Origin of the sequence: Pantoea sp. SoEX (assembly GCF_009829945.1) — a bacterium.
Taxonomy (GTDB): Bacteria; Pseudomonadota; Gammaproteobacteria; order Enterobacterales; family Enterobacteriaceae; genus Pantoea_C.
Genome location: NZ_SZZT01000002.1, coordinates 102,040 through 113,786, shown reverse-complemented (window position 1 = coordinate 113,786; position 11,747 = coordinate 102,040). Strand labels below are relative to the sequence as shown.

The following is an 11,747-nucleotide window of genomic DNA, read 5'->3' as shown; positions in this document are numbered from 1 at the left end:
AATTTATCATCAACTTATTTATCTCCTGTATCATGTATTTATAAATATAATTTTAATGATATGTCTATAATTATATAAAATATCATGGATATTATTTAAGTTTACTCATTACTATTTTTATTAATTATTTCAAACAAATAATATAATATTATATAACTTGATCACAATGTAAAAAGTAATAATAATTAACAATTTAAATATGTAATCTAAATAATTATCATAAAATTTTTTGTTTTATTTTGACATTATATTTGAACTTTATTTTTTTTTAAATAAAATATGACCTATGCAATAATATATGTTTGTGTATTGTAAAGTTGTTATTTTACATAATAATAGTCATAAAATTCAAAAAATACTGAAAATAGTATTTTAACAAAAATATTAATAGTTATTATTTAATTTATAATATTTAATATAAAAATATTATAAATTAAATAATAAGTTATTACAAATTCATATCTTATTACTAATTTGTAATCTTTAACTACAATAATTTTAGTTATATTTAAGTTAAAATAATAAAATTAAAAATTACCAATTGTTAAAATAAATTATTTTAATTAAATTTATAAGTGTATCATAACACTTTAGTAAAAATAAATTATATGGATTATATGTTAAAAAAAGAAAATTCTAAAATATTTCAGAGGGAAGATAATATGTCTACCCGGAGATATAATTTCCGTGATCGTTATCAGGAATTAATAAAATTAGTCAAACAAGATATACAAGAATCTGTTAGCAGAGCTTTACAGGAAGATTTAGGAGAGCAACTTAACGTTTATAACGATATTACTGCTAATTTGTTACCAAAAAATGTCATAGTATATGCTCAAATTTTAAATCATGAAGAAGGTATTTTTTGTGGCGTGGATTGGGTACAAACAGTATTTAATTTATTGAATCAACAAGTAAATATTAATTGGTATATAAAAGATGGTCAAAAAATCATCCCAGGTCAATTATTATGTGAAATTGAAGGATCAGCACGTATCTTAGTAATATGCGAACGTACTATTTTAAATTTTATACAGACTCTATCTGGTGTGGCTACTAAAACAAATTACTATGTTTCGCTTTTGGATAATACAAATACAAAATTACTAGATACACGTAAAACTTTACCTGGATTACGTACTGCTCTAAAATATGCTGTAGCATGTGGAGGAGGAAATAATCACCGCATTAGATTATCTGACGCTTTTTTGATTAAAGAAAATCATATTATTACTATTGGTTCTATCCATAAAGCAATTAAAATGGCATTATCAATGTTTCCTCACTATCCTATAGAGATAGAAGTAGAATCAATAAAAGAACTAATCCAAGCTATTGATGCAGGAGCAGATATAATAATGCTAGATAATTTTAGTTTAGAAGAAATAAATGATGCAGTAAAAGTTAATAATGGACGTGTAGCTTTAGAAGTTTCTGGTAATGTTAATGATGAAATAATAACAGAAATTGCTAAAACTGGAGTAGATTATATTTCTATTGGAGATTTAACTAAAAATATACATTCTATTGATATGTCAATTAGATTAAAAATGAAATAACTAAGTAAAAAATTTTTATATTTGATAAATAGTATTAAATCAGAATGATTTATTAATATATTATTATTGATAACATAAGGTATCAAAAAATTATATTAACTATTATTTTATGTTCCATTATATTAATAACTATTATTTATTTTCTGTTGATGCTATGTTTTATTTAAAGTGTTATTTAATTTTATTCAGAAAAAGGGTTGTTTTGTGAAAAATATTCCTTATGTAGTAGCACTGACAGGTGGTATTGGTAGTGGAAAAAGTACTATTGCAAATATTTTTGCTAAATTCAATATCACAATTATAGATTCTGATGTAATAGCTTATGAAATAGTTAAACCAGGATCATTTGCTTTAAAAGAAATTATTAAACGTTATGGTTGTTCTATGTTAACTGAACATGGTTCTCTTTCACGTTCTAGTTTACGTGAAAGAATTTTTCAATACAATGAAGAAAGATATTGGTTAAATAATCTTTTGCATCCGATTATTAATATAAAAACTCAAGAGTTAAAAAAAACTGCAAAATCACCCTATATTCTGTGGGTTGTACCTTTACTGATAGAACAAAGAATACAATACCAAGCCAATCGTATATTAGTAGTAAATGTTAGAGAATCAGTACAATTAAAAAGAACACAAACTCGAGATAATGTTAAACTTACTCAAGTAGAAAAAATAATTGCAATTCAGGCAACTCCCAATCAACGCATGGCTTTTGCTGATGATATTATTAACAATACTGGTACAATACAAAACACATTTTTGCAGGTTATTAAACTCCATAAATTTTACATAAAGTTAGCAAAAATTAAGCGGGGATAATATAATGAGTACATCTGTACTGTTCGAACATCCGCTAAGTGAAAAGATGCGAACATGGTTAAGAATAGAATTTCTTATTAATCAATTAGATGAAACTACTCCTATTAACAAAACTATTAATGCATTAATTTTTTTCCGGCTTATTGACGAATTATTAGATATTTTTGAAAGAGGTGATATAAGAACTCAATTATTGCAAGAGCTAGAGCGTCAAAAACAAAAATTACTTATGTGGGCTGATATTCCAGGTGTAGATCTAAAAATAATTGATAGAATAAACAATAAATTAAAAATACAATCAGAGCAATTAATGAACTCTCCTAGAATGGGTCAACAATTAAGAGAAGATGATTTAATTGGTATTATTCGCCAAAGATTAAATATTCCTGGTGGATGCTGTAGTTTTGATTTGCCAGGGTTACATATCTGGTTACATTTTTTACAAGAAACTCGTAATACTCAAGTTCAAGCTTGGCTTGAAACTTTATCACCCGTACATAAAACGTTATCTATGATTTTAGATTTGATTAGACAAGGAGGAACTTTTAGAACTCAAACTAGTCTTAATGGATTTTATCAAAATAATGCTGTAGGAGCTGATTTATTACGTTTACAGATAGAAATGAAAGATTTTATATATCCAAAGATATCAGGTTATAAAAGTCGCTATTCAATTCGTTTCGTACCTCTTGATAAAAAACATAACATAATACCATTGAAATTTGATTTTCAGATAGCATGTTGCTGAATATAATTATTAGTAATAAGTTATTGATTTTACTTATCATAAAATTACATTAAATTAATCATTAACATTAATTAACTTTAATTAGTACATAAATTTTCCTAGATTAAAGTACTAGTGCACCGTGACAACGTTTGTACTTTTTGCCAGAATTGCATGGACATAAATCATTCCTTCCGATTTTATATTTAAAAATTTTTTCTTCTTTTTTTATTTCTAGTGTCAATTTATGTAAAATAGTAATTACTTCATATTTTATGTTTTCTAACATTGCAGTAAACATTAAGAATGATTCACGTTTGTATTCTTGTTTAGGATCTTTTTGTGCATAACCTCTCAGATGAATTCCCTGACGTAAATAGTCCATGGCAGTTAAATGATCTTTCCACATTAAGTCCAAAGTATGTAACATTATTTTTTTTTCCGTACTACGCATAAGCACAGAACCTATATTATATTCATATTGTTTATATTGTTCTGTTGCTTTATTATGAATATATTCACACAGAACATCTTGTTGCATATTAACTTCTTTATTTCTATTAAACCATTCAGAAAGATTAATAGATAAATTAAAATCTATAATTAAAATATTTTCTAAAATAATAATGTCCCAATTGTCTTCAGATTGTGTAATAATATAGTTATCAACTACTTTTTCATATACATCTTTTCTTATATTATTAATAATTTTACTTATATCATCAGAATCTAAAATATTGTTACGTTGGTTATAAAAAGCATATCTTTGTTCATTTGTTACATCATCATACTCAAGTAATTGTTTACGAATATCAAAATTACGATTTTCAACTTTTTGTTGAGCATTTGCTATAGCTTTTGTAACCCATGGATGTTCAATAGCCTCTCCTTGTTTTATTCCTAATTTACGCATTATGTTAGCAATGCGATCAGAAGCAAAAATACGCATTAAAGTGTCTTCCATAGATAAATAAAAACGAGAAGACCCAGCATCTCCTTGACGACCAGATCTACCACGTAATTGATTATCTATACGTCTAGATTCATGACGTTCAGTTCCTATAATATGTAATCCACCAGAAGATATTACTTCATCATGAGATTTTTGCCATAATGACTTTATTTCTTTCATTTTAGTTTCAGAAAGGTCTTTTATTTTAGCTATTTCTGTTCGCCAATTTCCACCTAATATAATATCAGTACCGCGACCTGCCATATTAGTAGCTATGGTTACAGTGCGAGGTTTACCAGCCTGTGCAATGATATCAGCTTCATTAGAATGAAATTTAGCATTTAACACACTATGTTTAATTTTTGCATTTTTCAGTCTATTAGATATAATTTCAGATTTTTCTATTGAAATAGTCCCTACTAAAACCGGTTGTCCACGTTCAATACATTGACGAATATCTGTAATTATAGAATCTATTTTTTCGTTTTCAGTCATATATATTAGATCTGAAAAATCTTTTCGGATCATCGGTCTATTAGTGGGAATTACTACAGTATTAAGTTTGTATATAGAATTAAATTCAAAAGCTTCCGTTTCTGCTGTACCAGTCATTCCAGCTAATTTATCATAAATTCGAAAATAATTTTGAAAAGTAATTGACGCTAATGTACGATTTTCATTTTGGATTTTTACATTTTCTTTTGCTTCAATTGCTTGATGAAGACCATCTGACCAACGGCGACCTTGCATGATACGACCAGTATGTTCATCTACAATTAATACTTCCCCATTTTTGATAATATAGTCAACATCTTTAACAAATAATACATGAGCACGTAAAGCAACATTAACATGATGCATTAATATTATATTGATTGATGAATAAAGTGATTCTCCAGATTTTAAAATGTTTTCATCAACCAATAGTTTTTCTATTTTAGTCAAACCGCGTTCAGATATTTGTACTTGACGTATTTTTTCATCAATCCAAAAATCACCTTCGCCTTGAAAAGTTTCTGAATCTTCTTTATCTTGCTGTACTAAATAAGGTACTATTTTATTAATTTTTATATATAAATCTGAGCTATTTTCAGAAGGACCTGAAATGATTAGAGGAGTACGAGCTTCATCAATTAAAATAGAATCTACTTCATCTACTATTGCATAATTTAATTTTCTTTGTACACGTTCTTCAGGAAGCAATGCCATATTATCTCTAAGATAGTCAAATCCGTACTCATTATTAGTTCCATAAGTTATATCAGCAGCATAAGCTAATTTTTTGCTATCTGTAGACATACCTGGTAAATTTATACCTACGGTTAAACCTAAAAACTCAAATAATGGACGATTATTTTCTGCATCTCTTCTTGCTAAATAATCATTTACAGTTACTATATGAACTCCTTTTCCTGTCAAAGCATTCAGATATGCTGGTAATGTTGCAGTTAATGTTTTTCCTTCCCCTGTACGCATTTCAGCAATACAACGATTATTTAATACTAATCCTCCTATTAATTGTACATCAAAATGACGCATTCCAAATATACGCTTACTGGCTTCACGTACTGTTGCGAATGCTTCAGGAATTAAGCTTTCTAGTACTGCTCCTTGTTTTAATTTTTTGCGAAAATCATTGGTTTTATATTTCAGTTGATCTTCTGAAAGATTTTCAAAATCAGATTCTAGTTCATTAATACTTTCTACTATTTTATTTAAATTTCGAAGAATACGATCATTGCGAGTAATAAAAAAACTAGTAAATAATTTTATTAAGTTCATCATTTTTCTCAATTTCAATATAAAAATAATATATGATAAAAATATAAAATTTTTATTATTTTTATCTAATTACTAATTACTAAATTTCATAGAATTAACTATTATTTATTTTATATTTTTTTACTTAGTTAGTGTTGTCTTACTACTATTTATAAAATATGAAGCTATGATGATATATAGTATATTATTACTAAATAATTATTAAATATCTTACTTATTAGTAAGTATTATTTATATATAGCATTTTTTAATAAAAATATTCAATGCATTATTTTTAGAATATTTATCATAAATCATATATACATAATATATTATTTTCACAATTATTTTTTACGTTATGCATAATATCAAAAATGTCAAATAATTTCTTAAAGAATAAAATATTTTTAACATGAAATACTAGTACTTACATATACATCAAAATAATTAGATTATATATTATAAATAAAAAATTTTTAACGTTATTAGAATAAATACTTTTGTTACTATTATTTAATATATTATCTTTTGTTTCAATTACAATTAATATATAATATTATGAATAATATAACATTAAAACGCTACTTTATAGTTAATTAAATTAACACATATTCTTGATTATTTCTCCTTAATAATATAAGGCTATGTATTATATGATAATTAATCAGTTTGTTTGCGTAAAAAAGCTGGAATATCCAAATAATCAGGCTCCTTATTAACTTTTTGCATTTGGCTAAATAATTTTGCGGATTTTTGATCTTTTTGCATTAGGGGCATTCCACTTTGATGATATCTACAATCTAAAGCTGTTTGATGGTTTAAGGATTTGTTAGGTACTATTTTAATTTCTTGAGATTTGTCATTACCAATACCTGTTGCAACCACGGTAACGCGTAACTCATCATTCATCTCTGAATCTAATGAAGTACCAATTACTACAGTAGCATTATCTGAAGCAAAAGCACGAATAGTGTTACCAACCGTTTCAAATTCATCTAAACGTAAGTCAAAACCTGCTGTTATATTAACTAATACTCCTCGAGCTCCGGATAAGTCGATATCTTCTAATAATGGACTAGAAATCGCTATTTCTGCTGCGTCTTCAGCACGGTCTTCACCACATGCTACACCAGAACCCATCATAGCATATCCCATCTCAGACATTACAGTACGTACGTCAGCAAAATCAACGTTAATAAGTCCTGGACGAGTAATAAGTTCTGCTATCCCCTGAACAGCACCTTTCAGTACATTATTAGCTGCACCAAATGCATCTAATAAAGATATACCTCTACCCAATACTTTTAATAATTTATCGTTAGGTATTATTATGAGAGAATCAACATATTTAGATAACTCAGCTATACCTTTTTCAGCAAAAGCCATACGTTTTTTTCCTTCAAAATTAAATGGCTTTGTTACTACTGAAACTGTTAAAATACCTAAATCTTTTGCTAATTCAGCTACAACTGGTGCAGCACCTGTACCAGTGCCACCTCCCATACCTGCTGTAATGAATATCATATCAGCACCTTCTAAAGCAGAGCGAAGAGATTCTCTATCTTCTTCAGCAGCATTGCGTCCTACTTCTGGATTTGCACCAGCTCCTAAACCTTTTGTGATTTTGTTTCCAATTTGTATAGTTTTTCCTACTGCTGTTTTACGTAAAGCCTGTGAATCAGTATTCACAATAAAAAATTCTACTCCTTCAATTCTTTCACGTACCATATGCTCTACAGCATTACCTCCTCCACCACCGACACCTATCACTTTAATTACTGCTTCATTGTTTAATTCAATAGATTCTAACATCATCTGCTCCTCGATGTATTATATCCTTAAAATAATATTTGCTTTAAATAAATTTTTAATTATATTTTATTGTTTATTATAGATTGTGTATAACTACAATAGTAGATATATAATTTATGAATAATAACTCTTAAATATCATAAGTATTATTTTATATACGTAATATTAACACTTCAATTTTACATACAACTTTATCTGATGATAAATAATATTATTAAACTTACAAAGAAACATTTATCTAAATATAGTATATTGATCTATTAAATGATAATTATCTATTTATAATTATCAATATGATAACATTAAAATATATAATTAATTATTTGATTTTAAGAAATAATTAACGTAAATTATTATCTTTAATAATAAATATCAGGACAAACCAAAAAAACAATTTATAAAATATGACAAAATTTTGTAAATATTTACTTTAATATAAATTATTAATTTATATGATGCAGTTTAATATCATAGTGATATACTGGAACAGTTCAGTTATTATATGATTTAAAAATAACTTTCATTGTTTGCTAATTCTAAAATACTGATAACTAATCTTGAAAAAGAAATTCCTGCTTTTTTTGCTGCTAGAGGAATTAAACTATGATGAGTCATGCCAGGAGAGGTATTGACCTCTAATAAATAAAATTCTCCTAGATTATCTTTCATTACATCGATACGCCCACAACCTGTACATCCTAAAGACTGCCAAGCAGATAATACTAATTCATTTAATTTCGATTTTTGCTGCATAGTCAAACTATTTATAAAATGATATTCCGTACTATTAGATAAATATTTAGCTTGGTAATTATAAAAATTTTTATCTGTTTTTATTTGTATTAATGGTAGTATTTCATCTCCTAAAATACCTACGGTATATTCTTCTCCACTAATAAATTGTTCAATGATAATATTATTATCATAATTTAAAGCTTTTTCTATAGCTATTGGCAATTCACTAATTTTATCTATTTTACTAACACCTATGCTTGATCCTTCTCTATTTGGTTTTATAAACAAAGGCAAGCCTAACATAGAAATAGAATTTTTTGTTGTTATGTCTAAACCTTCCATTACTTGCTTGTATGTCAGCGATACAAACTTACTAGACTTTAATCCTAAACCTTTCCATAATAATTTGGTTCTTATTTTGTCTATAGAAATTGATGAAGCCATTACTCCACTGCCTGTATATGGTAAATTTAAAAAATCTAAAACTGCTTGTATTTTACCGTCTTCACCACCTCTGCCATGTAATGCAATAAATACTTTATTGAAACCATATTCTTTAAGATTTAGTATAGATTGGTATTTTGTATCAAATGCATAAGCATTAATATTTTCTTTACGTAGACTAGATAATATTGCATGTCCTGACATAAGTGAAATATTACGTTCTGATGAGATCCCTCCCATTATTACTGCTATTTTATTATTTTTTTTCATAAAAATTTTATTCTATTTTAATTTTAATTTATAACATGCAATATTGTGTGCAATTTTACCAATATTACCAGCTCCTTGTGTTAAAATAATGTCATTGCCAGAAATATATTTTAATAAAATTTTTGATATATGTTGAGGTTCTCTAATTAAAATTGGATTTAATTGACCAATTTTTCTAATAGCATCACATAAACAATGACTATCAGCGCCAGGAATGATTTTCTCTCCAGCAGAGTAGACATTTAATATCAGTAATACATCTACTTTTGATAGTACATTTGCAAAATCGGTAAGCATATCTCTAGTACGAGTATAGCGATGTGGCTGAAAAATCATTAACAACTGACGATTAGGCCATCCTGATCTTATTGTATTAATTGTTGCATCAATTTCATTTGGATGATGACCATAATCGTCTATTAATATAGCGGTTCCAATATTTCCATTTATATCCTTTGTAGAGAATGTACCTAAAAAATCAAATCTTCTTTTGGTGTTTTGAAAATATTTTAGGGCATTAACAATTGATTTTTCATCAATTCCTTCGTTATAAGATACAGCTATAGCAGCTGCTGCATTCAAAGCATTGTGTTTTCCTGGAATATTAAGCTGTATTTTTAAACATACATGATCTTTTATTATCAATCTAAAAAAACTCTGTGTACCATCTTGTACATAATTTTCTATTCTAAAATCAGCATCTTTACTAAAACCATAAGTAATAGTGGGACGCTTTATATAAGTCATTAAATCTCTTATCGTTATATCATCTAAACACATAACGGTATATCCATAAAAAGGTAAATTATGTAAAAATTTAATAAAAGTTTGTTTTAAATTTTCAAATTTTCCTTGATAAGTATTCATATGATCCGAATCAATATTTGTCACTATAGCAACTATTGGCCTTAAATATAAAAATGATGCATCGCTTTCATCTGCTTCAGCAATAAAATACTTGCTACTGCCTAAATTTGCTTGTATATGTTCTGTTTTTGAAATACCACCATTAACAAACGAAGGATCTGAACCATTTTCTATATATATACTTGACAACATGGCTGTTGTAGTAGTTTTTCCATGTGTTCCTGCAATAGCAATGCCATAACGGAGACGCATCAATTCTGCTAACATTTCTCCACGACTTATTATTGGAATATTTGATTTTCTTGCAGAAATTAGTTCTGGATTATTGTCAGCAATAGCACTGGATACTACAACTAAATTAGCATTATTTATATTTTCTGAACAATGGTTCAAATAAATTTTTGTACCTAATTTAGATAAGTATTTAGTAATAACATTAGGCATTATGTCAGAACCACTGATATTATAACATCCTTCATGTATTAATATTTTAGCAATACCTCCCATACCACAACCACCAATACCTATAAAATGAATATGACTAACATCATGCATTTTTGTTTTTATATTATGAAATTTTATTAATTTTTTTTTATTCATTATTTTAACGTAATTTATTTATTTATAATTAAATGTACATATAAAGAAAAAAGACAATATTTTTATTTTATTATTTTTTAGAAATATTAATAATTTCTTGAGCAATAAGTTCAGTTGCATCATATTTTGCTAATTTTTTAGATTTTTGTGCCATTTCAAGTAATAAAGGTCTATCCCAACATATAATTGTTTTTATTATATCATCTGATAAGTTATCTTTTTCAGGTTCAAATATTTTAGCAGCTCCTATCCGAACAAGATTTAAAGCATTTAGGTATTGATGGCAATCCTTGTGTTTAAATGGTATAAAAATAGCTGCCAACCCTACGGCTGCAACTTCACTAACTGTTAATGCTCCTGCTCTACAAATTATCAAATCTGCCCAAGAATATGCAGAAACAATATCATCGATAAAGTCAGTAACAATATGTTGATCTTGACCTAAATGCATATAAAATCTAATTACCTTTTGTTTATCATTTCTTCCAGTTTGATGCCATATAATAATTCTTTTACCTAAAGAATAGGCAACTTTTAATAAAATGTTATTAATAATTCCCGCACCTTGACTGCCACCTATGACTAAAATTCTTATTGGTCCACTGCGGTCTATGAAACGTTCTTTTGGATTTGCTAACTTCAATATATCTTTTCTTATAGGATTTCCAACTACATAAGCTCCTGGAAAAGCATTTGGAAATCCTTGTAGTACTTTATTTGCTATTTTTGCTAAACACTGATTAGTTAGACCAGCAATACTATTTTGTTCATGTAATATTATAGGTATTCCATAACTCCAAGATGCTAAAGCACCTGGTCCTGAAACATATCCTCCCATACCTAAAACCACATCTGGTTTATATGATTTTATAATTTTTCTTGATTGAAAAAATGCATTAAATATAGAAACTGGTGCTAATAATTTAGTTGTAATATTTTTACCTTTTAATCCATTTATTTTAATGAAATGAATTTTAATATCATATTGCGGAACTATTGTGCTTTCCATATGGTTAGGAGTTCCTAACCAATGCACATTCCAACTGAATTTTTCTTTCATATAGTGAGCAATAGTTAATCCTGGAAAAATATGTCCTCCAGTACCTCCTCCCATAATCATTAATTTTTTGCTCATTTATAACCTCAAACGATTATTTATTTCACCACATATCTAGAATATATAACTAAAATCTTTATC

The 11,747-nt window shown here is 27.0% G+C and carries 8 protein-coding genes; 3 read left to right on the top strand and 5 right to left on the bottom strand.

What is annotated here, in order from left to right; all coding sequences use genetic code 11:
* Positions 1 to 662: 662 nt before the first annotated feature.
* The 3 genes from nadC to zapD all read left to right on the top strand — a co-directional run bounded on the left by nadC (position 663) and on the right by zapD (position 3,129).
* Positions 663 to 1,559: a carboxylating nicotinate-nucleotide diphosphorylase gene (gene nadC / locus FD726_RS01955; RefSeq protein ID WP_159989947.1), complete on the top strand. Its 897-nt coding sequence runs from the start codon at positions 663 to 665 to the stop codon at positions 1,557 to 1,559.
* A 213-nt stretch (positions 1,560 to 1,772) separates the two neighbouring features.
* Complete coding sequence (gene coaE, locus FD726_RS01950) at positions 1,773 to 2,381, top strand: dephospho-CoA kinase (protein WP_159989946.1); 609 nt, start codon at positions 1,773 to 1,775, stop codon at positions 2,379 to 2,381.
* Positions 2,382 to 2,385: 4 nt separating this feature from the next.
* Positions 2,386 to 3,129: a cell division protein ZapD gene (zapD, locus tag FD726_RS01945; RefSeq protein ID WP_159989912.1), complete on the top strand. Its 744-nt coding sequence runs from the start codon at positions 2,386 to 2,388 to the stop codon at positions 3,127 to 3,129.
* A 103-nt stretch (positions 3,130 to 3,232) separates the two neighbouring features.
* Here the strand turns inward: zapD and secA are convergent, their stop codons facing one another.
* The 5 genes from secA to murG all read right to left on the bottom strand — a co-directional run bounded on the left by secA (position 3,233) and on the right by murG (position 11,684).
* Complete coding sequence (secA, locus tag FD726_RS01940; protein WP_159989911.1) at positions 3,233 to 5,842, bottom strand: preprotein translocase subunit SecA; 2,610 nt, start codon at positions 5,840 to 5,842, stop codon at positions 3,233 to 3,235.
* Positions 5,843 to 6,481: 639 nt separating this feature from the next.
* On the bottom strand, positions 6,482 to 7,633 hold the full coding sequence (ftsZ, locus tag FD726_RS01935; RefSeq protein ID WP_159989910.1) for a cell division protein FtsZ: 1,152 nt from the start codon (positions 7,631 to 7,633) through the stop codon (positions 6,482 to 6,484).
* A 507-nt stretch (positions 7,634 to 8,140) separates the two neighbouring features.
* Positions 8,141 to 9,082, bottom strand: coding sequence for a D-alanine--D-alanine ligase (locus FD726_RS01930; RefSeq protein WP_159989909.1), 942 nt, complete (start codon positions 9,080 to 9,082; stop codon positions 8,141 to 8,143).
* 12 nt (positions 9,083 to 9,094) lie between these two features.
* Positions 9,095 to 10,549, bottom strand: coding sequence for a UDP-N-acetylmuramate--L-alanine ligase (gene murC / locus FD726_RS01925; RefSeq protein WP_159989908.1), 1,455 nt, complete (start codon positions 10,547 to 10,549; stop codon positions 9,095 to 9,097).
* A 70-nt stretch (positions 10,550 to 10,619) separates the two neighbouring features.
* Complete coding sequence (gene murG, locus FD726_RS01920) at positions 10,620 to 11,684, bottom strand: undecaprenyldiphospho-muramoylpentapeptide beta-N-acetylglucosaminyltransferase (RefSeq protein WP_159989907.1); 1,065 nt, start codon at positions 11,682 to 11,684, stop codon at positions 10,620 to 10,622.
* Positions 11,685 to 11,747: the final 63 nt, after the last annotated feature.